Genomic DNA, 26156 nt, shown 5'->3' with positions numbered 1-26156 from the left:
ACACCTCTTCAAACACTTGCGCGATGCGAGCACAAGCCCCGAAACTGGCGCCTTTGATGTAAGGAGCACTACATGAAGTGTCGAGGAGTGGAGGATGGATGCATCGACCGCCGGACTGCCATGGCGGGGCTGGTGGCAACAGCGGGATGGGCCTGGGCGGGGCCGGCCGCTGCCGAGACCGGAGTGACGGACACCCGCATCAAGGTGGGGCAGTCGGCCGTGTTCACCGGCCCTGCCAAGGATTTTGGGGTGGATTACAAGGCGGGCATTGCGCTCTACTTCGACAAGGTCAACAAGGCCGGTGGAGTGTTGGGGCGCACGCTGGAGCTCGTCTCCCACGACGACGCTTACGACCCCAAGAAGACCGCAGAAAACACCACGCGCCTCATCGACGAGGACAAAGTGTTTGCTCTCATCGGCTATGTCGCCACGGGCAACCTGATTGCTGCCATGCCCATTGCCGAGAAGGCCGGCGTGCCCATGTTTGCCCCGCTGGTCGGCACCACATCGTTTCGCACCAACCACAACCGCTACTTGTTCCACGTGCGCGCCAGCTACGAGGCTGAACTGCGCAAGATCGTGGGGCACCTGGCCACGCTGGGCATCCACAACATTGCGGTCATCTACCAGAACAGCGCATTTGGCAAATCCAACCTCGACACCTGCCTGCAGATTGCACAGGGGCTCAAGGTCAAGGTGGTGGAGTCCGTGCCCATGGAGATCGCCGCCACCGACGCCAAGGCCCAGGTAGCCTCGCTCACCAAGGCGCAGCCTGGTGCGGTGGTGATGATCATGGCGGGCAAGATGGTGGAGGTGTTCCTGCGCGACTACCGTGCCGGGGGCGGCGCCTCGCCGCTGTACACGATATCGGTGGGCATCACCGATGCGCCGGGCTCTGCGCAGCGCTTGAACGGCGGCATCGAAGGGCTGGTCACGGCCAGCATCGTGCCCTCGCCGCAGGCCAGCCGCCTGCCCATCGTGGCGGACTACCGCAAGGACCGCGTTGACGCGGGCGAGAAGATCGACAGCTACACCATGCTGGAGGGCTACATTGCCGCCCGCGTGTTTGTGGAGGGGCTCAAGCGCGCGGGCAAAGCGCTCACGCGCGAAGGCTTCATCAAGGCCATGGAAGACATGGGCACCACCAAGATCGGTGACTTTCCGCTGCAGTACGGCCCGGGCAACCACAATGGCTCCAACTTTGTGGATCTGGAGATGTACACGCGCACCGGCAGTCTGCGGCGCTGAGGGCCCCCCAAAGAGACATGCACGCGCCCGCTTCGCTTCACACCATGGTCGTCAACGGCCAGCCTTGTGCCTTGCCAGCAAATACCTCCACCCACGCCACGCTGCTGCACGTGCTGCGCAATGACTTGTCGCTCAACGGCCCCAAATACGGCTGTGGCCTGGGGCAGTGCGGGGCGTGCACGGTGCTGGTGGACGGCATTGCCGCGCGGGCCTGCGTGATCCCGGCGCAGGGCGTGGCAGGCCGCGAGGTGACCACGCTGGAAGGGCTGCCCGGGCGCTGCAGCCGCACCGAAGGACTTCACCCGGTGCAGCAGGCCTTTGTGGATGAGCAGGCCGCGCAGTGCGGCTACTGCCTGAACGGCATGGTGATGATGGCCGTGGCCTTGCTGGAGCGCGACCCAGACCCCGACGAAGCCGCCGTGCGACGCGAGCTGTCGGGCAACCTGTGCCGCTGCGGCACACATGTCGAAATCATTCGCGCCGTGCTGCGCGCGGCCCAGTTGATGCGCGAGGCCCAGGCATGAGCGCCACACCTGACAACGCCGCACCCCTGCGCGCCCACAGCCCGCTCACCCGCGCCGACTTCCATGCTGCCCAGGGCGTGCTGCTGGTGGTGCGCAACCCACCGCCCGCGCCACCACCCGTCAAGGGCCAGCCCGCGCTCGTGGCGGGCAACCCGGCCGAGGGCGTGGAGATACTGATCGCCGTGTGGGACGACGGCAGCGTGACCGCACTCAACGGTCATGTGGACCTGGGCACCGGCATCCGCACCGCGCTGGCGCAGATCGTGGCCGAAGAGCTGGATGTGCCGCTGGCCCAGGTGAACATGGTGCTGGGCGACACCACGCGCGCGCCCAACCAGGGCGCCACCATCGCGAGCGCGTCCATCCAGATCCACGCCAAGCCCCTGCGCACCGCTGCCGCGCAGGCGCGCCACTGGCTGGTGGCGCAGGCCGCAGAGCGGCTGGGCGTGCCGGTGGATCAATTGCAGGTGCGCGCGGGGATCGTGCAGGTCACTGCAGACCCGTCGCGCCAACTGGCCTACGGCGCGCTGCTGGCGGGCGCGCACACCACGCTGGAGCTGGTGGATGCCACGCCCACCAAGACCGCCGCCGATTACACCGTGGTCGGCCAGTCCGTGCCGCGCGTGGACATCCCCGCCAAGGTCAGCGGCGAGCTGGTGTTTGTGCACGACATGCGTGTGCCCGGCATGCTGCACGGCCGCGTGGTGCGCCCGCCGTACGCGGGGGCAGACCATGGCGACTTCATCGGCAACACGCTCGAATCGGTGGACCAGCAGTCCATCGCCCACATCCCCGGCATCCGCGCCGTGGTGGTGATCCGCGACTTTGTGGGCATCGTGGCCGAGCGCGAGGAACAGGCCGAGCAGGCGCTGCGCGATTTGAAAGTGCGCTGGAAGGACTGGCCCGGCTTTCCACGCCAGGACAGCACCGAGGCGCTGGAACAAGCCATCCGCGCCAACCCCGCCACGCAGCGCCGCCTGGTGGACGAAGGCGATGTGGAGGGCGCGCTGGCCGCGCTGTCTGCCGACGGCCAGCCCATGCCGCGCACCTATGTGTGGCCGTACCAGATGCACGGCTCCATCGGCCCGTCCTGCGCGGTGGCCGAATGGCGCAGTGATGACAGCACCGGCCGCCCGCGCATGGCGGTGTGGGCTGGCACGCAAAACCCCCATGTGCTGCGCGCCGACCTGGCCCGCCTGATGGGGCTGGCCGATGTGGACATCGACCTCATCCGCATGGAGGCCGCAGGCTGCTATGGCCGCAACGGTGCCGACGACGTGGCCGCCGATGCCGCACTGCTGTCGCGCGCCGTGGGCGCCCCGGTGCGCGTGCAGCTCACGCGCGAGCAGGAACATTTGTGGGAGCCCAAGGGCACGGCGCAGCTCATGCAGGTGCGCGGCGGGCTCAAGGCCGATGGCACCGTGGCGGCGTACGACTTCGAAACGTCCTACCCCTCCAACGGCGCGCCCACGCTGGCCCTGCTGCTCACCCGCACCATCGAGCCCGTGGCCCAGGCCTACGAGATGGGTGACCGCACCGCGCGCCCGCCCTACCAGTACGACAACCTGCGCGTGGCCGTCAACGACATGCCGCCCATCGTGCGCGCGTCATGGCTGCGCGGCGTGTCGGCCCTGCCCAACTCGTTTGCGCACGAGTCGTATGTGGACGAACTGGCTACTGCTGCGGGTGTGGACCCGGTGCAGTTTCGCCTGCAGCTGCTGAACGACCCGCGCGCCGCCGAGCTGGTGCAGGCCACGGCTGAGAAGGCGGGCTGGATTCGCCGCACCGGCCCGCAGCAGCGCCCCTTGGAGGGTGACAACAAAGGTGAGTGGGTCCAAGGCCAGGGCTTTGCCTATGCCCGCTACATCCACAGCAAGTGGCCCGGCTTTGGCGCCGCCTGGGCCGCCTGGGTGGCCGATGTGGAGGTCAACAAGAAGACCGGCGAGGTGCACGTGCGCCGCGTGGTCGTGGGGCACGATGCGGGCCTGATGGTGAACCCCGCCGGTGTGGAGCAGCAGGTGCACGGCAACGTGCTGCAGACCACCAGCCGCGCGCTCAAGGAGCAGGTGACGTTCGAGCCCGTCAAGCAGGCCGTGGACAACCGCGAATGGGGCAGCTACCCCATCCTGAGCTTTCGCGAGGTGCCGGTCATCGAGGTCATGCACATGCCCCGGCAGGACGAGGCGCCGCTGGGCTCGGGCGAGTCGTCCTCCGTGCCGGGCACGGCAGCGATTGCCAACGCGATTTTTGACGCCACGGGCGTGCGCTTTCGCGCGCCGCCGTTCACGCCCGAGGTGGTGCGCGCCGGGCTCAACCCCTTGCCCGGCGGCGCAGGCGAGGCGGCTGCAGGCAGCACCGCACCCACCGAGCAGGCCGAGGTTTTGCCCACGCTGGAACTGCCCGCACCCACCGTGCCCGCCAGCGCCACATGGCCCACACAGCGCAGCCCCTGGGCCCGCGCGCTTGCTCTCGTCGCCGGTGGCATCGCCATGGGCGCAGCGCTGCTGGGCTGGCGTCCCTCCATCGCGCCCGTGGTGCAGACGGCGGGCGCGTCGGTCTACAACGCCGCCACCATCGAGCGCGGCCGCCTGCTGGCCGCTGCGGGCGATTGTGTGGTGTGCCACACCGCCCCAGGCGGCACGCTCAACACGGGCGGCCGGGCCATGGAAACGCCATTCGGCAAGGTCTACACCACCAACCTCACGCCCGACGCCGAGACCGGCATCGGCCAGTGGTCCTTCAGTGCCTTCCAGCGCGCCATGCGCGAAGGCATCTCGCGCGATGGCAAACACCTGTACCCCGCCTTCCCCTACACGTCGTTCGCCAAGATGAGCGACGACGACCTGACCGCGCTGTATGCCTATCTGATGGCGCAGCCCGCCGTGCGGGCCGAGGTGCCCAAGACCGAGTTGGCCTTCCCGTTCAGCGTGCGCCCCCTCATGGCGGGCTGGAACGCGCTGTTCCACGACGCCACCCCTTTCAAGCCGGACCCAGCACGGCCCCCCGAATGGAACCGGGGTGCCTACCTGGTGCAGGGCGTGGGCCACTGCGGCGCCTGCCACACGCCGCGCAATGCGCTGGGGGCCGAGCTGGGCGGGGCTGCGTTCCTCTCGGGCGCCATGGTTGATGGCTGGGAGGCGCCCGCACTCACCGGCCTGTCGAAGGCGCCCGTGCCCTGGACGGCCGATGCGCTGTATGGCTACCTGCGCCACGGCCACAGCCCGCAGCACGGCAGCGCCTCCGGCCCCATGGCGCCCGTGGTGCGCGAGCTGGCCCACTTGCCCGACGCCGATATCCGCGCCATGGCGGGCTACCTGGCCTCGTTTACGGCTACGGAAGCGGTTACCCAGCCAGCCACCCAGCCTGTGTCTGACCCGCAGCAGCGCGCCCAAACCGCCGTGGCCCAGGCCGCTGCGCTGGCGCCGCAACCCGGCCAGGCCCAGCGCCTGTTCGACGGCGCCTGCGCCGCCTGCCACCACGACGGCGACGGCCCGCGCCTGCTGGGCGTGAACGTGCCCCTGGCGCTCAACAGCAATCTGCACAGCGACCGGCCCGACAACCTGCTGCAGGTCATCGTGCACGGCATCCGCGAGCCCGCCGCGCGCGACATCGGCTTCATGCCCGGCTTTGGCCACGCGCTCAGCGACGCGCAGATCACCGAGCTGGCGGGCTACATGCGCCAGCGCTACGCCCCCGGGCGCCCGGCGTGGCGCGATGTGCCCGAGGCGCTGGCGCGTGTGCGGGCAGGGCCTGCGCATCCTTGATTTTTAGTGCTTTTAGCCGCTAGCGCTTGATGGATAAGCACTGATAGCTATAAAAACAGGAGTTATTGAAGCTGAAGGCGGCCTGGCACTGCCGCGCCTGTGGGCCATCGATGGCCCCGTGGGACATAAACAGCGCCGCCATTTCCCCTCACATCGCCGCATTGCCCCCGTGCCACGTTGGCACAGTGGCATGGGGCCTGGTCCATGGTGGGGCAGGCCAGGGTGCTGGTGGGTCTGCGGGCCTGCAACATGCACCGTGATCCCTCGGCCCGCCTGCTCGGTGGTCGAAGAAGACTTCCTCCAAGGAGAACACCATGCCCAATGCCGAAATGGAAATCCACGTGATCGTGCTGCGCATGATGCGCGAAGGCTATGCCGCACTGAGCGCGGCCCAACGAAGGGTTGTGGATGCGTTGATGGCCGTGTGTTGAGGGGCTGCGTCGGCAGCTGCCAGCCCGACGTCGCCCTTTCTGGAGGGCGGTCAGTGTTTGCCGTCCGTTGGCGTGCCGCTATGCCCAATGCAGCAAGGCAGCATCTGCCTCCATCGCTTGTGCAATGAGGCGCATGTCGCGGTCGCTCACGGCAAACAACCCAAAGCGGAACTTGCTGCCCCAGCGCTGGCGGTCGTCCACAAACTCCAGCGCGTCCAGCAGCGGCGCAATCGCCGCCTCACGCGCAGATACATAGGCCACGTCCCGCCGCGATGGCACAAACCCGCCGCCCATGTCAAACGCATACGGCGCGCCCGGCAACACGATGCCGATGGAAACAAACGCCTGCAGCCGGTCATTGCCACCCATCGTGATGGTGGGCGCGTAGTACGCCACGCGGTCGCCGGGCCGTATGCGCTGCAGCGGCGCCACCTTTCCATGGCACACCTGCATGTAGCCCGCGCCAGGCGTGGCGCAGCCCCGGCGGGCGTGCTGGGCGCAGGCCACGGCGATCCAGTTGCGGCGCGTGGCGGCCGCAGGGGTCGCTGCCGACACAGGCATGTCCCTGCGCGCAGGCTCGGCATCCGGCCAAAGGGAGTGTTGCAGCACGGCGTCGGTCATGAGAAAGCTTCTGGTCAAAGAAGCCACCGATGGTGCGGGCGTGCTGCTGACACCGCAGTGTCAGTACCTTTGCAGCATCCCTGTCAGCACCGCACGGGTACTTAGATCAGCTGCCCCCACTGCCACAGTGCAAACCCGCCCAGCAGCAACGCCGACGCCCGGTTGATGCGCTGGCGCCAAGCGGTCGTAAAGCGCTGCCGCTGGTAGGCAATCGCGCCGGTCAGCAGCAGCCACCAGGCGGCAGACCCCACCAGCACGCCCGCCACCATCCACAGCGGCGACGGCAGGCTGGGGCGGCCGCCGCCCAGCGAGCCAAACACCGCAATGAACGACACGATGGTGGCCGGGTTGGCCAGCGTCAGCGCGAACGTGCCCGCCGCCAGGCCCAGCAGGCCCCGTGCATCGCGGGCCGGGGCGGCGGTGTGGGCCACCGGCGCGTGCCAGGTGCGCCAGGCCAGCACCAGCAGCAGTGCGCCACCGCCCAGCGCCAGCGGCGTCTTGGCCTGGGTCAGCCCATTGATGAACCAGCGCACACCGAAGGCGCCCACGGCGCCATACACCGCATCGGCCGCAGCGGCGCCCAGGCCGGTGGCCAGCCCGGCCGCCAGGCCCCGCTCCAGGGTGCGTTGCATGGTCAGCAGGCCAATGGGGCCCACAGGGGCCGCGATGAGCACGCCGATGACGGCGGCTTGCAGGAACACGGTGATTGAGGTCAAGTCCATGCACCAATGCTAGGTCGGCGGCGGGCGGTGGAGAATGCAGAAAATTCGGCGAATCCAGAATTGGGTTTCGTTTTTTTCTGTGCCAACCGATAAAGGCTTTTATGGAAGTGGATGACAAAGCCTGGCGCCTGATCAGCGCGCTGCAGGCCGATGGCCGCGCTTCGCTCAAGGAACTGGCCGAGGCCGTGGGCCTGTCGGTGCCCGCCACGCTCGAGCGCCTGCGCCGCCTGCAAGAGGCGGGCGTGGTGCGCGGCGTGCATGCCGACATCGACCCCGCCAAGGTTGGCTACGGCGTGCGCGCCGTGGTGGGCATCAACGTGCCGCAGCCCGGCAAGAAGGCGCTGATCGACAAGCTGCTCAAGTCGCCCCAGGTGCTCGAATGCCACCATGTCAGCGGCAACGACTCGTACGTGATGCAGGTCGTGGCGCGCGACCTGCCCGATCTGGAGCGCTTTCTGGGCGATATCAACGGCTATGGCGAAACACGCACGTCCATCGTGTTCTCCACGCCCATCCCGCTGCGCGGCCTTGCCCGGCCGGAGGCGGGCTGACCCAAGCTTTAGAACGTGATCTTCACCGACGCCGCACTGCGCTGCGCGTCGCCATGGAACACCGCCTCGATGTTGTTGCCATCCGGGTCCAGCACAAAGGCGGCGTAGTAGCCGGGGTGGTAGGGGCGTTCGCCCGGTGCGCCGTTGTCGGTGCCGCCGTGGGCCAGCGCGGCTTGGTAGAAGGCATCCACCATTGCCCGGTCCTGCGCCTGAAAGGCCAGGTGCGTGCGGCCGGTGAGGTGGCCTTGCGCGGCAGGGCTGTCGGCTGACGACACAAACAGCTCGTCCGCCCAGAAATAGCCCTCGTCCGCGCCACCCATCGGCACCTTCAGCGCCCCCAGCGCGGCTGTGTAAAACGCCTGGCTGGCCGCCAGATCGCGCACAACGAGCTGAATGTGGTCAATCAGCCGGCCCCGGTGCAGTTCCTGTGTTTCCATGCGGTTGTCCCTTCTTCAAGAAAGTGCGTGCAAACCCACGCGGTTGCCATCCAGGTCATGGATGTGCGCAAAGAACCCCATGCCCGGTGGCAATGCCTGGCGGGGCAGTGCTACCTGGCCGCCCTGGGCTACGGCGCGCTCCAGTGCGGCGTCGAGCGAGGGCGAAGCATCCAGGTACACCAGTGTGCCGCTGCCCGATACCTGCGGTGCCGTCGCGCCCATCATCAACGCGCCGCCCACGCCGTCTGCTGCGCCGTCGTAGGGAAACACAGCACCTTCGCTGGGCCCCATGTTCTCGCGGCGCAGGGTCTGGCCCAGCACGGCTTCATAAAAAGTCTGGGCGCGGTCGAGTTGTGTGGTGGGGATTTCAAACCAAGCGATGGCGTTTTTCATGCAAAGGCTCCTTGTGTGTGCAAACTCAAAAAAGAAGCCTTGATGGTCGCGGCGGCCTGCTGACAGCGCAGTGTCAGCAGCGTGTCACCGGGCTCACGTGATGCGGCCCGGGCTCGATGCTGCCACCTGTGCGCGAAAGCTGCGCGGCGACAAGCCTGCATCGCGCGTGAAGGCGCGGGTGAAGTACGCCGGGTCGGCATAGCCCAGCGTGTAGGCAATGGTGGCCACGCCCAGGTGGGTGTAGGCCAGGTTGCGCCGTGCCTCGCGCATCAGGCGCGCCTCAATCAGCCGCTGGGCCGATACGCCCGTGGTGGCCCGCGACACGCGGCTGAGGTGCGTGGGCGACACGGCCAGCGCGCGCGCATAGTCCGCCACCTGCCAGTGCTCCAGAAAATGCGCCTCAATCAGCGCCTCCAGCCGCTGCACCAGACTGGACTCTGGTGCAGCGGTGTCGTCGGGGCTGTGGTCTTCAATGGCCCGTGCCACCCAGCCCAGCAGCGTGGCGCTCAGGCCCCGCAGCACCAGCGCACGCGCCTTGGCGCGGCCCGAGAACTCCTGCCAGATCTGCCCCATGGCCTGGCTGATGGGTGGGCTGGCGGTGACCACGGCGGGCCGCGCCAGATCGCGACGCACATCGCCTACGCGCACAAAAATTTCGTCCATTAATTCATCGGCCAGCGTGGCCACCCAGCCCTGCGTGTGCTGCGTGAACCGAAACGCGTGCACATGGCCCGGCGGCACGTTGATGAGCGCACCGGCGGCCAGTGCGTGCTGCTCGCCATCCAGGTGCGCCACGCCGCCGCCCGATTCGATCAGCAACACCTGGTGCAGCCGCGTGTGCCGGTGCGGCGCCAGCTCCCAGTCGTGCAGCACCGATCGCGCGGCAATCGTCTCGCAGTGCAGCACGTCGGGCAGGTGCTGCGACTCGCCAAACAGGCTGTACGACTGAATGCTGCTGTGGTTCTCGGCCATGTTCGAAAAGTGCATGTTCTGGCTCCATCCGTCCATTCAACGCGGCGACTGTGCCACGTATCTTTGGGTGGTCCGTTTGACCCATGTCATGAACACACCAACCACACCAGGAGACACCATGAAAACCCAGGTTTGCATCATCGGCGGAGGCCCCTCGGGCCTCATGCTCTCGCAGCTCTTGCACCTCAAGGGCATCGACACCATCGTGCTGGAGCGCCAAAGCCGCGAATACGTGCTGGGCCGCATCCGTGCCGGCGTGCTGGAGCACGGCTTTGCCGCGCTCATGCGCGAGGCCCAGTGCGGCGAGCGCATGGACAAGGAAGGCGAGATCCACGACGGCTTCATCATTGCCCACGACGGCAAGATGGACCGGGTCGATTTGCACAAGTACAGCGGCGGCAGCTCGGTGGTGGTCTACGGCCAGACCGAGCTGACGCGCGACCTGTACGAAGCGCGCGACCGCATGAAGGGCGTCGTCATCCACAACGCCGAAGATGTGCAGCCGCACGACCTGAAAAGCGCCAACCCGTATGTGACCTACCGCAGTGGCGACGAGGTGGTGCGCATCGAATGCGACTTCGTCATCGGCGCCGACGGCTTCCACGGCGTGAGCCGCAAGTCCATCCCCCGCGATGTGCTCAAGGAGTATGAAAAGGTCTACCCCTTCGGCTGGCTGGGCGTGCTCTCGCGCACCAAGCCCGTCTCGCCCGAACTGATCTACGCCAAGCACGAGCGCGGCTTTGCGCTGTGCTCGCTGCGCTCGCAGGTGCTGAGCCGCTACTACATCCAGGTGCCGCTGACCGACACCGTGGAAGACTGGTCCGACGAAGCCTTCTGGGCAGAATTGAAACGCCGCCTGCCCGCCGAGGTGGCCGCGCAGCTCATCACCGGCGCATCCATCGAAAAGTCCATCGCCCCCCTGCGCTCCTTTGTGGCCGAGCCCATGCGCTATGGCAACCTGTTCCTGGCCGGCGACGCCGCCCACATCGTGCCGCCCACCGGCGCACGGGGCCTGAACAGCGCCGCGTCGGACATCTACTACCTGTACCACGCCATGGTCGCCCACTACCAAAACGGCGACAGCACCGGCCTCGACAAATACTCCGAAAAGGCCCTGGCCCGCGTGTGGAAGGCCCAGCGCTTCTCGTGGTGGATGACGACCATGCTGCACACCTTCCCGGATTCCATCGCGTACGACCAGAAGCTGCAGGACACGGACCTGGCGTATCTGTTCTCTTCTGAGAAGGCGCTGGGGTCGCTGGCGGAGAACTATGTGGGGTTGCCGTTTTGAGCACCCGGCAGTAGCACTGCTACCCAATCAAAGGCCTGCATGGGGTTCCCTCATGCAGGCCTTTTTTGTGTGCCCGCATCGGCGGTGAGTGCAATCGGCGATTCGTCTGCTCACTCTCGGCGTTCCCCAGGGGCCTGAGTAGTGCGGCCACATAAGGCCTAGTGACAAAGCCTCTTTTCAGGCTGTTGCCCTGCTCAGCGATCTCCATCTGCTACGGAAAATTTAAGCAGAACTGATGCTTACGCCCGCACGGCAGACCCGATAGCATCGCGCCAAGTTTTCAGATCATTTGCCCAGTGGTGTCGGCTCCGGTTCGACGATGGCTTGAACACGATGAAGCTGCCGATGCAGCGTTTTGAGGCAGTGCACTTCACACCCGACAGTGCCAATCAACAGCCAGGAAAATCTCAAAGATGGATTGGGTCCCGATAGTCTTCATTGTGTTCAAGGTGGCCGTGTTTGGCACTGGCATGTTCTTTGCCATCAAGTGGCATTACGACCAAGGGAAGAAGGCGAAGAACGAAGCCGGCAGATCGCCAATGCCGGCTAAACGCACGCCGGGCGCGTCGAAGTAGGCGGCTGCCCCCGCTATGGTGTGTGGGGCATCGACTTCGAGCTACCTGCACTAGGCCACGGTAGCCCGGCTCAACACCAAAACGGCGACGGCACCGGCCTCGAAAAATACTCCGAGAAGGCTTTGGCTCGCGTGTAGAAGGCCTAGCGCTTCTTGTGGCGGATGACGACCTTGCTGCGCACCTTCCGCATGCAGCCCGCGAGCGCTCAGTGCACTACGAACTCTATGAGAGGGATTTATGACTCCATTCGCTGCGGTGTCATTTGTGGTGCGCAATTCGGTACAAATTGCGTGGTATCGCGGCCAAAGCTGAGTAGGGCAGGTAGTCGTAATGCGGTGTCAAGCGCGGATAATGGCTGGCTCGCTATAAACGTCCCTATGACAACGTCTGAACTACTACTCGACCAACCGTTCTTCCCTGGGATGTGTCCGGTAACAGACGCGGTAGAAGCCCTATCCCAGGAATCCGGCATGGAGGAGCGCGGAGCGATCTACACGCGGCCGGAAGTGGTCGATTTCATCCTTGATTTAGTCGGCTATTCGTCTTCCTCGCCGCTCTATCGCAAGACGCTGTTGGAGCCTTGTTGTGGGCATGGCGAATTCCTCGTAGCGGCTGTCTCCCGCCTACTCGCTTCGGTTTGCGCAGCGCGCAAGTGCGGAATGGAGGTTCCTCCGCTGGACAACTGTATCCGGGCTGTGGAACTGCATACCGACTCGCTCGAGCACGCCCGCGCTAAGCTGATGACGATGATGGAACAGAGTGGCCTCGAGCTAGCCGAGGCGTCGAGGCTTACGGGCAAATGGCTGATCCAGGGCGACTTTCTTCTTGTGTCGCTGCCGTCGGGCTTTGACTTCGTGATCGGCAATCCTCCTTACGTGCGGCAGGAGCTCATCCCAGAGGCGCTACTGCGCGAATACCGACGCCTATATTCAACGCTCTACGACCGCGCCGACCTCTACATCCCTTTCATTGAGCGAAGTCTGAGCCTCCTAAACGAGGGAGGGAAGTTTTCGTTCATCTGCGCTGATCGCTGGACGAAGAACAAGTACGGCGGTCCATTGCGCGCGATGGTTGCTCGTGACTTCCATTTGCTGTCTTACATCGACATGGTGGACACGCCAGCTTTCCATGTCGAAGTGTCTGCCTATCCGTCGATTACTGTGATCGAGAAGGCGCCCCCCGGTCCAACGCTGGTTGCGGCGGCACCAGTGGTCGAGAGAGGCTATCTGCGTGACTTGGCGGAGGTGCTGAGCGGATATGCGAAATCGCTGCCGGCTAACGTCCACAAGCTTGATGATGTAACTAACGGCGAAGAACCGTGGGTGCTGCAATTCGCATGTACCCGCGAGCTAGTCCGGCGCATTGAGCGCGATTTCCCTGCGCTTGAGGAGACGGGCTGTAAAGTTGGCATCGGCGTGGCGACAGGCGCTGATCAAATCTACGTTGTTAAATTCGATGAGCTCGATATTGAGCCAAGCCGAAAGCTTCCTCTTGTAATGACCCGCGATATCCACACGGGCCATGTGCGGTGGCGGGGTTACGGCGTCGTGAATCCCTTCACTGACGAGGGGCCGCTCGTTGACCTTAAAGAATTCCCAAAGCTCGCTGCCTACCTTGAGGCCCATAAACCGGCGATCACACGTCGGCATGTGGCCAAACGCGATGAAAGGCGGTGGTATCGCACGATTGACCGCATCACCCCGGCGCTTGCAAGCAGGCCGAAGCTGCTCATCCCCGACATCAAGGGAGATGCTCAAGTCGTTTACGAGGAAGGGAAGCTTTATCCGCACCACAACCTGTACTACGTGGTTTCGGACGAATGGGAGTTAAAGGCGCTACAAGCCGTGCTGCTGTCGAAGCTGACGCGGCTTTTTATCGCGACCTATTCGACGAAGATGCGGGGGGGATTCCTGCGGTTTCAGGCTCAGTATCTTCGTCGTATCAGGCTTCCCAGATGGGAGTCCGTGCCAAACGCCCTGCGTGCGAGCCTTGCCGAGGCAGCGGAGGCGCTTGACCTTCCGGCATGTGACGATGCCGTGTCAGAGCTCTATGGGCTGACGCCTGAGGAGAAGAAAATCATCAAAGGGAGTTGAGCCATGGCGCTCGAATTGGCTAACTACAAGGAACAAGTCCGCGATGCGATTAAGGCGTTTTGGGGCAACCGGGAGGCTGCGCAGCGCAAGCAAGCCGAGACAGGAAACATCGATGCTGGTACCCCGGGGTGCCGTCACTGCGGGCAAGAATCTCGACGGTTTCGTCGCATTGATCCAAAGCCTCGTGAAGGCCAACGGCTTGGCGCATGCCCAAATCCATGTCAATAAGGGATTGGTCGTTTTGCCTGGCTATTTCCGTCCAACCAAGCAGTGGGATTTGCTGGTGTTAAACGGAAAGCGCCTCGTCGCTGCACTTGAGTTCAAGTCCCAGGTTGGCAGTTTCGGAAACAACTACAACAACCGCACCGAAGAGGCAATCGGCACAGCGCACTGTCTTTGGACGGCGTATCGGGATGGCGCTTTAGGCGCGGAGCCTCAGCCGTTCCTTGGCTGGCTGATGGTGGTCGAGGACACAGATGCGTCCCGCGCGCCAGTGCGTAACGACCAACCCCACTTCCCCGTCTTCCCTGAGTTTGAGGGGGCGTCGTATTTGAAACGCTATGACCTGCTCTGCCAAAAGCTGGTCAAGGAGAAGCTCTATTCGGCAGCTGCGCTACTGGCGACGCCCTCGAATGCGTCGAGCACTGGCGAATATCGATCGCTGTCAGAGCTGTCCGGCCTCGACAACTTCGTTACCTCGTTCGCGGGCCATGTCGCGGTGGAGGCTGCCAGATTACCTGGCGCTGTTCGGTGAACAACCAGCTCTTTTGAATGCGTAGCCCACGACGGCTATCGCTGCAAAGCGGTTCGTCAATCTGCTGCGTCAGATTCACAACGCCGAAGCTGCTAGCCGAACAGCGATACACCCGCGACCTCTGCAAGCAGGTGTTCTATTCAATACGACGCACAAAGAAAATGCCCGGCAAACGCCGGGCTTCCAGCGTCCAATCACCCATCAATTGCAGCTGAAACTGCTCGCACTCTCCACATCCCCTGTGCCGTTGTAGCGTGCCAACTTGGGGTACACACAGAGCGGCCGGGTGCGGTTGGCAGACCAACTTGCAGGCAGCTCGTTGTTAACCACCTTGGCCCCCGCGCCACGCGCGTTCGCCGTCACGCTCTCAGGCGCCTTGCCTTGTTCCACCCACGCCACCAGCGGGGCCAGCATGTCGAACTGGTCGGTGGCGGGGCCGCCGGAGCAGTGGTTCATGCCGGGCACCAGGTACAGGCGGGCAAAGTCGTCGGCCTTGCCGCCATGGTTTGCCTGCACGCGGTCCATCCAGTTCGCGGTGTCGATGGGCGAGAACACGCCGTCGGCCACGCCGTGGTAGACCATCATCTTGGCGCCCCGGTTGCGCAGGGCGCTCAGGTCGGCCGCGTTGGGGGGAGTCATGTACGACCACGAGGACTCGGTGTAGACCGGTGTGGTGGCGAACATCTTGGGGTAGTCCGTCTCCATGCTGAAGTTCAGCGCGTACTGCAGGCCGGTGGTGGCCTTGAAGGCGTCCAGGGTGGAGGGCGGTGTGGTGAACAAGAAGGCCACGGCCCCCGCGTCGCGCGTGGTGGGGGCGTTGAAGTGCCAGAACGCAAAGTTGCTACCCGCCACGCCGGGGTCGAACCAAGTGCCGGTGTACAGGGCTTCGCCCTTGCTGTTTTGGGGCCCCGCGAAGATGCTGGCCAGCACGTTCTTTTGCTCGGCAGAGATGCACGATCCATCCCGCGCGGTGTTGGCTGCGGTGCAGGTGGGCACGTCGCGTTGCAGGTTGAAGGCGGCCTGGCAGGCCTGCACGTCGTTCACCTGGCCGTCGGTGGCGCCGTCCAGCGCGTCGCAGCGCTCCACGAGCTTGCGGCCGATGAGCTGGAACTCGGCGGGGCTCACGGCCTTGGTCAGGTCGGGCTGGCCGTTGGCGTCCTTGGTGGCCACCTTGGCGTATTGCTGGGCTTTCCACAGCTGGGCCGTGGCGGCCTTGGGCAGGCTGAAGCCGGGGTTGCCCGCCAGCACGCCGTCGTACTGGTCGGCGTAGCGCGATGCGGCCACCATGGCGTGGCGGCCACCGTTGGAGCAGCCGGCGATGTACGAGCGGTCGGGGCCCTTGCCGTAGGCGCCTTTGATCAGGTCCTTGGCCATGGGCGTGAGGGTGCCCACGGCCTGGTAGCCATAGTCGCGCCGGGCCTGGGGGTCCAGCCCGAAGAAGGGTGTGGGCGCGCCGTGGCCCGCGTCGGAGCTGAGCACGGCAAAGCCTTGCACCAGGCCGGGGGCCGCGGGCGCAGCGCCGCTGACGGCGCCGAGTGCGGTCACCACGCTGCCGTCCAGCCCGCCGTTGGCCTGGTGCAGAAAGCGGCCGTTCCAGTGGACGGGCATGCGGATCTCAAAACCGATGGCGTAGCTGGCGCCATCCACGGGGCCGGTGCGCTCTTTCATCTTGCCTTTGACCAGGCAGTGCGCGGGCGCCTGCGTGGTGTTGCCCTGCAGGGTGATCGGGCCCTCGGCCACCATCTCTGCCGAGGTGATGCGCGTGTCGGGCAGCGCGAGGCTCTGGGCCAGCGCGGTGCAGTTTTTCAGCGTGGCGGGTGTGGCGGCGCCGAGTTGCGGTGGGGGCGTGGTGCGCGGTGCGCTGGCGCAGCCTGCCAGCAGCGTGGCGGTGCCCAGTGCCATGGCCAGGGCCGACAGGGGGAGGGGGCGCGTGAGGGGGTGTGGCATGCGATGTCTCCAGGTGGGCGGGGGAAGGGCGCAGTCAAAAAAAGGCCCTGGCCGCAGTGGCCAGGGCCGGGGCACTACTTGCAGCTGAAGCTGCTGGCGCTTTCGATATCACCCGTGCCGTTGTAGCGCGCCACCTTGGGGTAGGCGCACAGCGGGCGGGTGCGGTTGGCAGACCAGCTGGCGGGCAGCTCCAGGTTGGCACCGGCGGCATTGCCAGCGCCACGCGCCTGGGCGATCACCTTGTCGGGGGCCTGGCCCTTTTCGACCCAGTTGACCAGCGGGGTCAGCATGTCGAACTGGTCGGTGGTGATGCCGCTGCCGCAGTGGCCCATGGCGGGCACGGGGAACAGGCGCGCAAAGTTGCTCGCATCGCCCTGGTTGGCAGCGGCCACGCCCTTGTACCAGTTCACGGTGTCGTCGTATGAGAACACGGCATCGCCCGTGCCGTGGAACACCATGACCTTGGCGCCACGGCCTTTCAGCTTGGCCAGGTCGGTGGGGTTGGGCGGCGTCATGAACGACATGGACGATTCGGTGAACGTGGCGTTGGTGGCAAAGATGGAGGCGGCCAACTGGTCAATGTTGGCCGTGGCCAGCGTCTGCTGCACGGGGGGCGTGCTGAACACGGTGCCCGAGGACAAAGGGTCCAGCACCTGGCCGATCACGAACTCCCAGGTCGCCCAGTCCTGGTTGGCGATGCCGGGGTCCAGCGGGAAGGTGCTGTAGATGGCGGCGCCTGCCGATGTCTTGGCCCCGGTGTGGATCTCGGCCACCATCGTGTTTTGTTCGGCAGTGAGGCAACTGCCATCGCGCGCGCCGGTGCAGGTGGGCACGTCGTCGTTCAGCTTGAACTGGGTCTGGCAGGCCGCCACATCGCCCACGATGCCGTCGGTCACGCCGTCCAGCGCATCGCACTTGGCCAGGATGCGGTTCGATACCAGCGTGCGCTCGGCGGGGGTGAATGCGGTGCCGATGTCGGGCACCGGAAAGCCGCCCAGCCAGGCGGGCGCGGTGGTCATGGCGCCGGGCGTGGCCAGGGCCGCGTACTTCTTGGCGCCCCACACCTGGCTGACTGCTGCCTTGGGCAGGTTGAAGCCTGGGTCGCCCGCGAGGAAGCCGTCGTATTCATTGGCCAGCCGCGACATGGCCACCATGGTGTGGCGCCCGCCGTTGGAGCAGCCGCCGAAGTACGAGCGGTCTGGCGCGCGGCCATAGGCAAGCTCGATGGCGTTCTTGGCCATGGGTGTGAGCTTCTGAGGCGCCTGGTAGCCGTAGTCCAGACGGGCTTGCGGATCGAAACCGAAGGTGTTGTTCTGTGCGCCGGTGTGGCCGGCATCCGAGCTGATGACCGCAAAGCCTTGGAGCAAGGCGCTGGTCACCTGCACGCCCGAGCTGTAGCTGCCCGTGGCGGGCACCACGCTGCCGTCCAGCCCACCGTTGGCCTGGTAGTAGAAGCGGCCGTTCCAGGCGTTGGGCAGGCGCATCTCGAAACCGATGGCGTAGTTCTTGCCATCCACAGCGCTGACGCGCGAGTGCATGGTGCCGGTGATCTGGCAGTGCGCTGCCACGGGGGTGCCCGCCACGGTCAGCGTACCTGCCGCTACGGGGCTGGCCGCCGTGATGGTGGTGTTGGGAAAGTTGATGCGTGCGGCCAGGTCGCTGCACGATTTCAAGCTGCCCGGGTTGGCGGCTGCCAGCTGCGGCAGCCCTGCATCTGACGATCCCCCTCCGCACCCGATCAGCAGGGCTGCCGGCAGGGCCGACAGGGCGAGGGGGTAGATGCGCATTCTTCTTTTCGTAATGGTCATGCTGTTGTCTCCGTTTGTTATCTGAGGCCCAGGGAAACCCGCAGCGCGGCCTCAATGCACTGCAGGAGTTGGTGCAGCCCTACCAGCGATTGCTACTAATGTTGTAGCTGTTAGCGCTTGTCCATCAAGCGCTGGCGGCCAATTTGTTCTTTATTTCCAGAGACTGTGCAATGCGTTGGCGCAGGATGGCGGCGCGCATGTCGAATTCGGGCAGCACCCACTGGGTGAGTGCCTGGGCAGGGGCGTTCCAGCGCTCGCTGTGGCTGGCCGCGCCGATCTGGCACCAGGCCCAGTCCAGCAGCACCAGCGCCACGGCGCGCAGGTAGTCGTCGGCCACCCAGTAGGGCAGTTCGGCGTCGGACTGGGCGGCAATCGCCAGCGTCTGTGTGATCTCCACCAGCGCATGGCGGCGTGCGCTGGCCGCAGGGCTGGGCGCTGTGTCGGGCAGTGTGGTCAGCAGCGCCGCCAGGCCCTGGCCGCCATCGGCCAGCACCTTGCGCACCAGCAGGTCAATCGCCTGGATCTCGTTGGTGCCCTCGTAGATCATCGCCACGCGCGCATCGCGCACGATCTGCTCGATGCCCCATTCGCGCACATAGCCGTGGCCGCCAAACACCTGCAGGCAGGCACTGGCGCCGTGGAAGCCCTGTTCTGTGAGCGCGGCCTTGAGCACGGGCGTGACCAGTGCACACCAGCGCTGGGCGGCGGCGCGCTCGCCGGCGTCGGTGCTGTGCTTGGCCACGTCCAGCTGCAGGGCGGTGTGGTAAGCCAGCACGCGCCCGCCGTCGATCCAGGCGCGCTGCGTGTGCAGGATGCGGCGGATGGCGGGGTGGTCGTGGATGAGGCTGGTGTCCTTGGCGCCGGGGGCGCGCATCTGGCGGCGCTCTGCCGCGTAGGCGCTGGCCTTTTGCCACGCGGCCTCCAGCAGGCCAATACCTTGCAGGCCCACATGCAGGCGCGCGGCGTTCATCATCACGAACATGGCGTTCAGGCCCTTGTTCGGCTCGCCCACCAGCCAGCCGGTGGCTTCGTCAAAGCGCATCACGCAGGTGGGGCTGCCGTGCAGGCCCATCTTTTCTTCGATGCGCTCGCAAACGACCGCATTGCGGGTGCCATCCTGAAGCACCTTGGGTACCAGGAACAGCGACAGCCCCTTGGGGCCCGCCGGTGCATCGGGCAACCGCGCCAGTACCAGGTGCACGATGTTGTCGGTCAGGTCGTGTTCGCCGCCAGAGATAAAAATCTTGCTGCCGTTCACCCGCGCGCTGCCGTCGGGCTGCGGCACGCCGCGTGTGCGCACCAGGCCCAGGTCGCTGCCCGCGTGGGCTTCGGTCAGGCACATGGTGGCCAGCCATTCGCCGGTGGCGACCTTCTCCAGGTACTGCGCCTTGAGTTCGTCGCTGGCGTGGTGCTTGATGCATTCGTACGCGCCATGCAGCAGGCCGGGCGCCATGGTCCAGCCATGGTTGGCACCCGCCAGCCATTCAAACAGCACACACTCCAGCACCGCAGGCAGGCCCTGGCCGCCGTCGTCGGGTGCGCACGACAGCGACGGCCAGCCCGCCTGCCAGAAGGCCTGGTAGGCATCGCGAAACCCTGCGGGCGTGTGCACCTGGCCCGCATCAAACCGGCAGCCTTCCTCATCGCCAGTGCGCTGCAACGGGGTGATGGCGCTGTCCACAAACTTGGCGGCCTCGTCCAACACCTGCGCAGCCAGCTCGCCATCGGTGTCGGCAAACGGCGCCAGCGCCTGCCACCGCGCAGGGGCCTGCAGCACCTCGGTCAGCAGGAACTGGATGTCGGTGAGGGCCTGACGTGCTTGCATGAATTGCTCACTATTTGATAGCTAATGGCGCTTTACAGATAAGCGCTAGAGGCTGTTTTTTCTTGAAACGGGCAGCCTTGGGTACGGAGCCGTTCACCCAGGGCTTGTCGAAGAGCGGCACAAACGGCGTGCCCTGGCTTCGACAGACTCAGCCCGAACGGTTGGGGCGAGGGTTGCGCCCGCCACCCGTCGATACCGACGCGCCCCCAGGCGAGGGCCGCCGCGCAAGGGCCGCCCCGCCGCGCTGGCGGCGTCCCCCTGGGGGGAAGGCGCGTCAGCGCCTCAGGGGGGTTACTCAAGAATCTGCGGTGAAACCAATCTTCTTGATCAGCGGACCCCAGGTGTCGTACTCGGCCTTCTGCCAGCGCGCTTGTTCCTCGGGCGTGGAGCCGTGGGGCATCAGGCCCACGATGGCCAAGCTGTCGATGACAGACTTTTCCTTCAGGGCGGCGTTGATGGCAGCGTTGGCGGCGGCAATCACGGGCTTGGGCGTGGCGGCGGGGGCGTAGAAGCCAAACCATTCTTCGGTGGTGAGCTCAGGGAAGCCTTGCTCGGCGAACGTGGGCACATCAGGAACGTACTGCGAGCGCTTGGGGCCCGAGGTGGCCAGGATGCGCAGCTTGCCCGCCTTGTAGTTGGCGATGAAGTCACCGTGCGGCGTGACCATGGCAGCCACCTGGCCGCCCACCACGTCCGTCACGCCCGGGATGGAGCCACGGTAGGGCACATGGCGCAGGTCCACGCCGCTGTTGATGCCCAGCAGCGCGCCCAGGAAGTGCGGCGTGGAGCCAGCACCGGGCGAGCCGTAGCTGGCGTCCTTGGGGTTGGCCTTGGCCCAGGCCAGGAAGTCCTTCACGTTCTTCACGCTGGCGGGCACCATGGGGCCCACGGCCAGTCCGTGGTGCATCACGGCGGCAATCGACACGGGCGCGAAGTCCTTGTCGGTGTAGTTCATCTTGCTGTAGATGTGCGGGTAGTTGGCAATGGCCGAGACCTGCGCCAGCGCCAGCACCGAGCCGTCGGCGGGTGCTGCCTTCAGCGTCTCCAGCGCAATGCGGCCGCCCGCGCCGGGCTTGTTTTCCACCACACCCGCGTTCTTGCTGAAGGCGCTGCCGCCCCATTTTTCTGCCACGCGGCGGGCCACGGTGTCGCCCGAGCTGCCAGCGGGGAAGCCGAAATACACCTTCACCTGGTCTACCTGGGCGTGGGCAGCAAAGGGATGCAGGGCGCCCAGCGCGGCGCTGGCGCCAAAGGCCTGGACGAGTTGTCGGCGGGTGATGGTCATGGTGTTGTCTCCTGTGTGTCGTTGAAAGCTCTGGGGGCGGGGGAAGGAATGGATCAGCGTGGCGCCATGCGCAGTGCGCCGTCGAGGCGAATCACTTCGCCATTCAGGTGGCCGTTGGTCACGATGTGGCAGGCCAGCTCGGCGAACTCCTCGGGCTTGCCCAGGCGCTGCGGGAAGGGGATGCTGGCGGCCAGCGATTGCTGCACGGCCTCGGGCAGTTCCTTCATCAGCGGCGTGGCAAACAGGCCGGGCGCCACGGTGCACACGCGGATCGCGTGCTGTGCCAGGTCGCGCGCCATGGGCAGGGTCATGCCCGCCAGGCCTGCCTTGGAGGCGCTGTAGGCCTGCTGGCCCACCTGGCCGTCAAAGGCGGCGACCGAGGCGGTGAACATCATCACGCCGCGCTCGCCGTTGTCCAGCACGTCGAGCTTGCTGCAGGCGGCGGCAAACAGACGGCTCACGTTGTAGGTGCCGATCAGGTTGATGTTGACCACGCGCACAAAGTCTTCCAGCGGCGCGGCGCTGCCGTCGCGCTGCACCACGCGCTTGGCGCTGCCGATGCCAGCCACATTCATCAGGATGCGCGCGGGGCCGTGGGCGGCGGCGGCCTTGTCGATGGCGGCCTGCACGCTGGCGGGGTCGGTGATGTCGCAGGGGCAGGCCACGCCGCCGATTTCGCTGGCCACTTTCTCGGCCAGTTCGGCATTGCGGTCCAGCACCGCGACCTTGGCGCCCTGGGTGGCCAGTGCGCGTGCGGTGGCTTCACCGAGGCCCGATGCGCCGCCGGTCACGAGGGCGGCTTGTCCTTGAATCTGCATGGTGGTGTCCTTGTTGCTTCGGTTCAATGTTGGGGAACGATGGTGAACGGCAGGCTGCCGTCGTGCAGCGCGTTCACCAGGTCGGCGCGGTGCTTGAGCACGGCGCGCTGGTTGATGGAGCCCTTGTCGGTGATCTCGCCCTTGTCGAGCGAAGGCGGCTCAGCCATCAGGTGGGCGCGGGCCACGCGCGTGGCGCTGCCGGTGGCCTGCGCGGCCAGCTGGTTGATCACTTTCTGGAAGTGCTGCTGCACGGGCGCGCTCTCCAGCACCTGCTGCAGGCTGGCGCCGTCCGGCAGGCCCGCCAGCGTGCGGATGGTGGGCGTGGGGATCAGCAGCGCGCCCACTTCCTTGAGGTTGATGCCGGTGATGACCGCGTCCTGCACATAGGGCGCACAGGCGGCAATGACCTTGGCGCGCATGGGGCCCACGCTCACAAAGGTGCCGGTGCTGAGCTTGAAGTCCTCGGCAATGCGGCCGTCAAACTTCAGGCCCTTGTTCAGGTCGTTCTCGTCGATCCACTTCACGGCGTCGCCCGAGCAGTAGAAACCTTCTTCGTCGAACGCCTCTTGCGTGGCCTCGGCGTTGCGCCAGTAGCCCTGCGTGATGTTGGGGCCGCGATAGCGCACCTCGACCTTGCCATCCACGGGCACCAGCTTCAGCTCCAGCCCCGGCGTGGGCACGCCGATGTCGCCCGCCTGCACGTTGGGGCTGTTCACGGCCACGCAGAAGGGGCAGCCCTCGGTCATGCCCAGGCCGGTGTTCATCACGATGCGCTCGCCCACCTCCTGCTCGGCCACCTCAAAGAGGGCATCCCAGATGGGTTGCGAGAGTGCGGCAGCGGCAAAGAAGAACATCTTCACGCGGCTGAGCAGGTTCTTGCGCAGCTGCGCGTCGGTCTTCATGGTGTGCGCCAGCACCTCGAAACCCGTGGGCACGTTGAAGTACACCGTGGGCGCGATCTCGCGCAGGTTGCGGATGGTCTCGGCCATGCCCGCGGGCGTGGGGCGGCCTTCGTCCAGGTACAGCGTGCCGCCGTTGTAGATGACGATGCCGAAGTTGTGGTTGCCGCCGAAGGTGTGGTTCCACGGCAGCCAGTCCACCAGCACCAGGTCTTCCTCGGCCAGCACGGGCATGGACTGGTTCATCTGCTGCAGGTTGGCGGCCCACATGCCGTGCGTGATGATCACGGCCTTGGGCGCCTTGGTGGAGCCCGAGGTGAACATGAATTTGGCGATGCTGTCGCCCGTGATGGCGGCGTGTGCGGCGTCCACGGCGGGCGTGGCCTTGGTGGCCAGCAGTGCGCTGAATGGGGTGGTACTCCGGCCGGGCAGTGTGCCCTCGATCAGCGCCACCTCTACGTCGGCGCCCACCGTGGCGTTGATGGCGGCGGCAAAGCGCTCGCCGCTGCTCGCAAACACCAGGCCGGGCGTGAGGGTGTCGATGGCGTGGCGTAGCTTGTCGTAGTCCTTGCTCACAGTGGAGTAGGCGGCGGACACGGTGCACTGCGGCACGCCCGCCACCAGGCAGCCCAGCGACAGCAGGGCATGCTCCAGATCGTTTTCGCTGAGCATGACCACGGGGCGGTCAGCACTCAGGTTGCGGTCGAGCAGCGCTTGCGCAATGCGGCACGCACTGTCCCATGCCTCGCGGTAGCTGATGTGGCGCCAGTCGCCCAGGCTGCCGTCGGCGTTCTTCACACGCTGCGCCATCCAGGTGCGGTCGGGCGTCGTCTGCGCCCAGTGCGCCAGGCGGTCTGTCAGGCGCACGGGGTGGGGCTGCAGGTCTTGCGTGGCGCGCACATAGACCACGCTGTTGTCGCCCTGGCGGGTGGTGACCTCGGTCACGCCAAAGCGCAGCGGCCGGTAGCGGGGGGTGGGGGCGGTTGCCATCATGGGTGCTTTCAAGAACTCACTGGCGCGGGCGGGGGCTCGCATCTTCAGGCCTTCTGGACCTTGGCTGCCTTGCCGTCGAGGAAGGCGCGCACGCGGGCCTTGGCTTCGGGCGCGCTCTGGGCAATGGCGGCCATCATGGCTTCGGTCATCAGGCCCTGGTCCGACGGTTGCTCGGCAATGCGGGGCAGCGCGTGCATGAGTGCGTAGTTGGTCAGCGGTGCGTTCTGCGCAATGCGCTGGGCCAGCTCAAAGGCCTTGTCGAATGCGGTGCCGGTGGGCACGAGGTATTGGGCAAAACCCACACGCTCGCCGTCCACGGCGTTGTAGACGCGGCCGGTCATCATCATGTCGGTCATGCGGGCCGTGCCGATCAGGCGCGGGATGCGCACCGCACCGCCGCCGCCCACGAAGATGCCGCGCGAGCCTTCGGGCAGCGCGTAGAAGGTGGATTCATCGGCCACGCGGATGTGGCAGGCGCTGGCCAGCTCCAGCCCGCCGCCCACCACCGCGCCGTGCAGCGCGGCCACCACGGGCACGGGGCCGAACTGCACGCGGTCCAGCGCCGCGTGCCACATGCGCGAGTGGTGCAGGCCCTGGCCCGCGTCGCGCTCTTTCAGCTCCGAGAGGTCGAGGCCCGAGCAGAAGTGTTCGCCATCGCCATCGATCACGGCGGCGCCCACGCTGGCGGGCAGGTTGTCCATCACGTCGCGCAGCGCCAGGATCAGGCCGTCGTTCAAGGCATTGCGCTTGGCGGGGCGGGTGAGGCGGATGACCGCGATTTCCTCGCGTTCGCCACGGATTTCAAGGGAGATGTCGGAGTTCTTGGTCATGGTGGTGTGAGTAAGTTAGGGAAATTATGGTTATCAAAAATAACTAAAACAAGACCGCAAGGCCGCTCTTTGCTAAGGGGTTTCCCTAGCTTTTCAAGCGACTCATATGGTTATGATAAATAACTAAAATTGGTGCGCAATCCAAGCAAGGACCCTGTCATGAACGCCTTCATCCCCTACGGTATCTACTGGTCGTCCCCGTTTGCCAAGTGGCAGGGCACGCTGGCCAACCTCAACGCGCTGCCGCTGGCCGCTGCGGTGGGCAAGCAGGCGCTCGCCGCGCGCGGGTACGACCTGGCCGCGGTGGACCTGGCGATCCTCGGCATCACCAACCCGCAAAAGGGCAGCTTCTACGGCCTGCCCTGGGTCACCGGCATGATGGGTATCGACCGTGTGGCCGGGCCCACGGTGCAGCAGGCCTGCGCCACCAGTGTGCGCGCGCTGCAGATGGCCGCACAAGAAGTGGCGTGCGGCACGGCCACCAGCGCGCTGCTGGTGATGGCCGACCGCCAGTCCAACGGGCCGGTGGTGTACTACCCCGACTCCAGCGGCACCGGCGGCTACGGCATTACCGAGCACTGGGTACCCGACAACATGGGCCACGACCCGTATGCCAAGAACCCCATGCTGCAGACCGGCGAGAACGTGGCGGCACGCTATGGCATCAGCACCGAAGAGCAGCACGCGCTCAAGCTGCACCGCTACACGCAGTATCAGGAGGCGCTGGCCGACGACCGCGCCTTCCAGAAGCGCTACATGGCCGATGTGCCCGTCACCGACTCCAAATTCCGCAAGCAGACCGGCACGCTGAGCACCGACGAAGGCATCTTCCCGACCACCGCCGAGGGCCTGGCCAAGCTCAAGCCCGTCAAAGAGGGTGGCACGGTGACCTTCGGCGGCCAGACGCATCCGGCCGACGGCAACGCGGGCGCCATCGTCACCACGCGCGAACGGGCCCGTGCCGTGGCCACCGACCCCGGCATCGAGGTCGAGATCCTGGGCTTTGGCATGGCGCGCGTGGAGGCGGGCTACATGCCCATGGCACCGTCGCCTGCCGCGTTCAACGCGCTCAAGAACGCGGGCCTTTCCATCAGCGACGTGGCGGCCATCAAGACGCACAACCCCTTTGCCGTGAACGACATCGCCCTGGCACGCGACACCGGCTTTGCCTGGGAGCGCATGAACAACTACGGCAGCTCCATCATCTGGGGCCACCCCCAGGCACCCACCGGCATGCGCGCCATCATCGAACTGATCGAAGAGCTAGTGCTGCGCGGCGGCGGCGTGGGCCTGTTCACCGGCTGCGCTGCGGGCGACACCGGCTATGCCACCGTGCTGCGGGTGACCGACCGCAAAACCACTTCCAAGGCCTGAC

Annotated in this window: 20 protein-coding genes; 8 read left to right on the top strand and 12 right to left on the bottom strand. The window is 66.0% G+C overall.

The genetic code is table 11. The annotated features are described in order from the left end of the window. Positions 1-72: 72 nt before the first annotated feature. Genes C8C93_RS18925 through C8C93_RS18915 form a run of 3 tightly spaced genes read left to right on the top strand, consistent with a single transcriptional unit; the run spans position 73 to position 5536 of the window. Positions 73-1248: an ABC transporter substrate-binding protein gene (locus C8C93_RS18925; protein WP_199727051.1), complete on the top strand. Its 1176-nt coding sequence runs from the start codon at positions 73-75 to the stop codon at positions 1246-1248. Positions 1249-1265: 17 nt separating this feature from the next. After that, entirely contained in the window at positions 1266-1772 is a 507-nt protein-coding gene (locus tag C8C93_RS18920) for a (2Fe-2S)-binding protein (RefSeq protein ID WP_121507900.1), read from the top strand. Beyond that, positions 1769-5536 (top strand): molybdopterin cofactor-binding domain-containing protein, encoded by a 3768-nt coding sequence (locus tag C8C93_RS18915; RefSeq protein ID WP_121507899.1) that lies wholly within the window; start codon positions 1769-1771, stop codon positions 5534-5536. Before C8C93_RS18920 ends, C8C93_RS18915 begins: the two co-directional genes overlap by 4 nt. A 509-nt stretch (positions 5537-6045) precedes the next feature. On the opposite strand, the gene C8C93_RS18910 is transcribed toward C8C93_RS18915, so the two are convergent. Further along, positions 6046-6588: an EVE domain-containing protein gene (locus C8C93_RS18910; RefSeq protein ID WP_233559502.1), complete on the bottom strand. Its 543-nt coding sequence runs from the start codon at positions 6586-6588 to the stop codon at positions 6046-6048. Positions 6589-6689: 101 nt separating this feature from the next. Next, positions 6690-7310, bottom strand: coding sequence for a LysE family translocator (locus tag C8C93_RS18905; RefSeq protein WP_121507898.1), 621 nt, complete (start codon positions 7308-7310; stop codon positions 6690-6692). Positions 7311-7411: 101 nt separating this feature from the next. Between C8C93_RS18905 and C8C93_RS18900 the strand changes: the two genes are divergently transcribed. Then, on the top strand, positions 7412-7861 hold the full coding sequence (locus tag C8C93_RS18900) for an Lrp/AsnC family transcriptional regulator (protein ID WP_121507897.1): 450 nt from the start codon (positions 7412-7414) through the stop codon (positions 7859-7861). Positions 7862-7869: 8 nt separating this feature from the next. On the opposite strand, the gene C8C93_RS18895 is transcribed toward C8C93_RS18900, so the two are convergent. The 3 genes from C8C93_RS18895 to C8C93_RS18885 form a co-directional block, all read right to left on the bottom strand. Further along, on the bottom strand, positions 7870-8298 hold the full coding sequence (locus C8C93_RS18895) for a VOC family protein (RefSeq protein WP_121507896.1): 429 nt from the start codon (positions 8296-8298) through the stop codon (positions 7870-7872). 15 nt (positions 8299-8313) lie between these two features. Next, positions 8314-8691 (bottom strand): VOC family protein, encoded by a 378-nt coding sequence (locus C8C93_RS18890; RefSeq protein WP_121507895.1) that lies wholly within the window; start codon positions 8689-8691, stop codon positions 8314-8316. Positions 8692-8784: 93 nt separating this feature from the next. After that, positions 8785-9678 (bottom strand): helix-turn-helix domain-containing protein, encoded by an 894-nt coding sequence (locus tag C8C93_RS18885; protein WP_121507894.1) that lies wholly within the window; start codon positions 9676-9678, stop codon positions 8785-8787. A gap of 103 nt (positions 9679-9781) precedes the next feature. On the opposite strand from C8C93_RS18885, the gene pobA reads away from it, so the two are divergent. The 3 genes from pobA (at position 9782) to C8C93_RS18870 (ending at position 14376) form a co-directional block, all read left to right on the top strand. After that, positions 9782-10954 carry a 4-hydroxybenzoate 3-monooxygenase gene (pobA, locus tag C8C93_RS18880; RefSeq protein ID WP_121507893.1) on the top strand — a complete coding sequence of 391 codons (1173 nt, stop codon included), beginning with the start codon at positions 9782-9784 and terminating at the stop codon, positions 10952-10954. Between the two features lie 952 nt (positions 10955-11906). Then, complete coding sequence (locus C8C93_RS18875) at positions 11907-13622, top strand: TaqI-like C-terminal specificity domain-containing protein (protein WP_199727050.1); 1716 nt, start codon at positions 11907-11909, stop codon at positions 13620-13622. A gap of 112 nt (positions 13623-13734) precedes the next feature. Further along, positions 13735-14376, top strand: a complete 642-nt coding sequence (locus C8C93_RS18870) for a PaeR7I family type II restriction endonuclease (RefSeq protein ID WP_305000493.1) — start codon at positions 13735-13737, stop codon at positions 14374-14376. Positions 14377-14577: 201 nt separating this feature from the next. Here C8C93_RS18870 and C8C93_RS18865 read toward each other — a convergent pair whose 3' ends face one another. The 7 genes from C8C93_RS18865 to C8C93_RS18835 all read right to left on the bottom strand — a co-directional run bounded on the left by C8C93_RS18865 (position 14578) and on the right by C8C93_RS18835 (position 24781). Beyond that, positions 14578-16323 (bottom strand): tannase/feruloyl esterase family alpha/beta hydrolase, encoded by a 1746-nt coding sequence (locus tag C8C93_RS18865; protein ID WP_121507891.1) that lies wholly within the window; start codon positions 16321-16323, stop codon positions 14578-14580. A gap of 74 nt (positions 16324-16397) precedes the next feature. Next, a complete protein-coding gene (locus C8C93_RS18860) occupies positions 16398-18131 on the bottom strand; it encodes a tannase/feruloyl esterase family alpha/beta hydrolase (protein WP_233559500.1) in 1734 nt (577 codons plus the stop codon). 124 nt (positions 18132-18255) lie between these two features. Continuing rightward, complete coding sequence (locus C8C93_RS18855) at positions 18256-19956, bottom strand: acyl-CoA dehydrogenase family protein (RefSeq protein ID WP_121507889.1); 1701 nt, start codon at positions 19954-19956, stop codon at positions 18256-18258. Positions 19957-20251: 295 nt separating this feature from the next. Continuing rightward, positions 20252-21241 carry a Bug family tripartite tricarboxylate transporter substrate binding protein gene (locus C8C93_RS18850; RefSeq protein WP_055399779.1) on the bottom strand — a complete coding sequence of 330 codons (990 nt, stop codon included), beginning with the start codon at positions 21239-21241 and terminating at the stop codon, positions 20252-20254. A 53-nt stretch (positions 21242-21294) separates the two neighbouring features. Beyond that, on the bottom strand, positions 21295-22059 hold the full coding sequence (locus tag C8C93_RS18845) for an SDR family NAD(P)-dependent oxidoreductase (RefSeq protein WP_121508872.1): 765 nt from the start codon (positions 22057-22059) through the stop codon (positions 21295-21297). A 23-nt stretch (positions 22060-22082) separates the two neighbouring features. Next, positions 22083-23951 carry a feruloyl-CoA synthase gene (locus C8C93_RS18840; protein ID WP_121507888.1) on the bottom strand — a complete coding sequence of 623 codons (1869 nt, stop codon included), beginning with the start codon at positions 23949-23951 and terminating at the stop codon, positions 22083-22085. 44 nt (positions 23952-23995) lie between these two features. Beyond that, positions 23996-24781, bottom strand: a complete 786-nt coding sequence (locus C8C93_RS18835; RefSeq protein ID WP_055399790.1) for a crotonase/enoyl-CoA hydratase family protein — start codon at positions 24779-24781, stop codon at positions 23996-23998. A 159-nt stretch (positions 24782-24940) separates the two neighbouring features. On the opposite strand from C8C93_RS18835, the gene C8C93_RS18830 reads away from it, so the two are divergent. Further along, complete coding sequence (locus C8C93_RS18830; protein ID WP_121507887.1) at positions 24941-26155, top strand: thiolase family protein; 1215 nt, start codon at positions 24941-24943, stop codon at positions 26153-26155. The last annotated feature ends 1 nt before the right edge of the window (position 26156 follow it).

The sequence above is a fragment of the Acidovorax sp. 93 genome, assembly GCF_003633835.1.
Lineage (GTDB): Bacteria > Pseudomonadota > Gammaproteobacteria > Burkholderiales > Burkholderiaceae_C > Acidovorax > Acidovorax facilis.
The sequence above is the reverse complement of the archived record's forward strand: the minus strand, read 5'-3'. Positions and strand labels throughout refer to the sequence as shown.

What these genes read in the sequence shown, in the direction of transcription:
- C8C93_RS18830 (WP_121507887.1), top strand. Translation starts at nt 24,941, where the DNA reads ATGAACGCCTTCATCCCCTACGGTATCTACTGGTCGTCCCCGTTTGCC.
- C8C93_RS18865 (WP_121507891.1), bottom strand. Translation starts at nt 16,323, where the DNA reads ATGCCACACCCCCTCACGCGCCCCCTCCCCCTGTCGGCCCTGGCCATG.
- C8C93_RS18900 (WP_121507897.1), top strand. Translation starts at nt 7,412, where the DNA reads ATGGAAGTGGATGACAAAGCCTGGCGCCTGATCAGCGCGCTGCAGGCC.
- C8C93_RS18890 (WP_121507895.1), bottom strand. Translation starts at nt 8,691, where the DNA reads ATGAAAAACGCCATCGCTTGGTTTGAAATCCCCACCACACAACTCGAC.
- C8C93_RS18895 (WP_121507896.1), bottom strand. Translation starts at nt 8,298, where the DNA reads ATGGAAACACAGGAACTGCACCGGGGCCGGCTGATTGACCACATTCAG.
- C8C93_RS18855 (WP_121507889.1), bottom strand. Translation starts at nt 19,956, where the DNA reads ATGCAAGCACGTCAGGCCCTCACCGACATCCAGTTCCTGCTGACCGAG.
- C8C93_RS18845 (WP_121508872.1), bottom strand. Translation starts at nt 22,059, where the DNA reads ATGCAGATTCAAGGACAAGCCGCCCTCGTGACCGGCGGCGCATCGGGC.
- C8C93_RS18885 (WP_121507894.1), bottom strand. Translation starts at nt 9,678, where the DNA reads ATGCACTTTTCGAACATGGCCGAGAACCACAGCAGCATTCAGTCGTAC.
- C8C93_RS18875 (WP_199727050.1), top strand. Translation starts at nt 11,907, where the DNA reads ATGACAACGTCTGAACTACTACTCGACCAACCGTTCTTCCCTGGGATG.
- pobA (WP_121507893.1), top strand. Translation starts at nt 9,782, where the DNA reads ATGAAAACCCAGGTTTGCATCATCGGCGGAGGCCCCTCGGGCCTCATG.
- C8C93_RS18840 (WP_121507888.1), bottom strand. Translation starts at nt 23,951, where the DNA reads ATGATGGCAACCGCCCCCACCCCCCGCTACCGGCCGCTGCGCTTTGGC.
- C8C93_RS18850 (WP_055399779.1), bottom strand. Translation starts at nt 21,241, where the DNA reads ATGACCATCACCCGCCGACAACTCGTCCAGGCCTTTGGCGCCAGCGCC.
- C8C93_RS18905 (WP_121507898.1), bottom strand. Translation starts at nt 7,310, where the DNA reads ATGGACTTGACCTCAATCACCGTGTTCCTGCAAGCCGCCGTCATCGGC.
- C8C93_RS18925 (WP_199727051.1), top strand. Translation starts at nt 73, where the DNA reads ATGAAGTGTCGAGGAGTGGAGGATGGATGCATCGACCGCCGGACTGCC.
- C8C93_RS18920 (WP_121507900.1), top strand. Translation starts at nt 1,266, where the DNA reads ATGCACGCGCCCGCTTCGCTTCACACCATGGTCGTCAACGGCCAGCCT.
- C8C93_RS18870 (WP_305000493.1), top strand. Translation starts at nt 13,735, where the DNA reads ATGCTGGTACCCCGGGGTGCCGTCACTGCGGGCAAGAATCTCGACGGT.
- C8C93_RS18910 (WP_233559502.1), bottom strand. Translation starts at nt 6,588, where the DNA reads ATGACCGACGCCGTGCTGCAACACTCCCTTTGGCCGGATGCCGAGCCT.
- C8C93_RS18835 (WP_055399790.1), bottom strand. Translation starts at nt 24,781, where the DNA reads ATGACCAAGAACTCCGACATCTCCCTTGAAATCCGTGGCGAACGCGAG.
- C8C93_RS18860 (WP_233559500.1), bottom strand. Translation starts at nt 18,131, where the DNA reads ATGACCATTACGAAAAGAAGAATGCGCATCTACCCCCTCGCCCTGTCG.
- C8C93_RS18915 (WP_121507899.1), top strand. Translation starts at nt 1,769, where the DNA reads ATGAGCGCCACACCTGACAACGCCGCACCCCTGCGCGCCCACAGCCCG.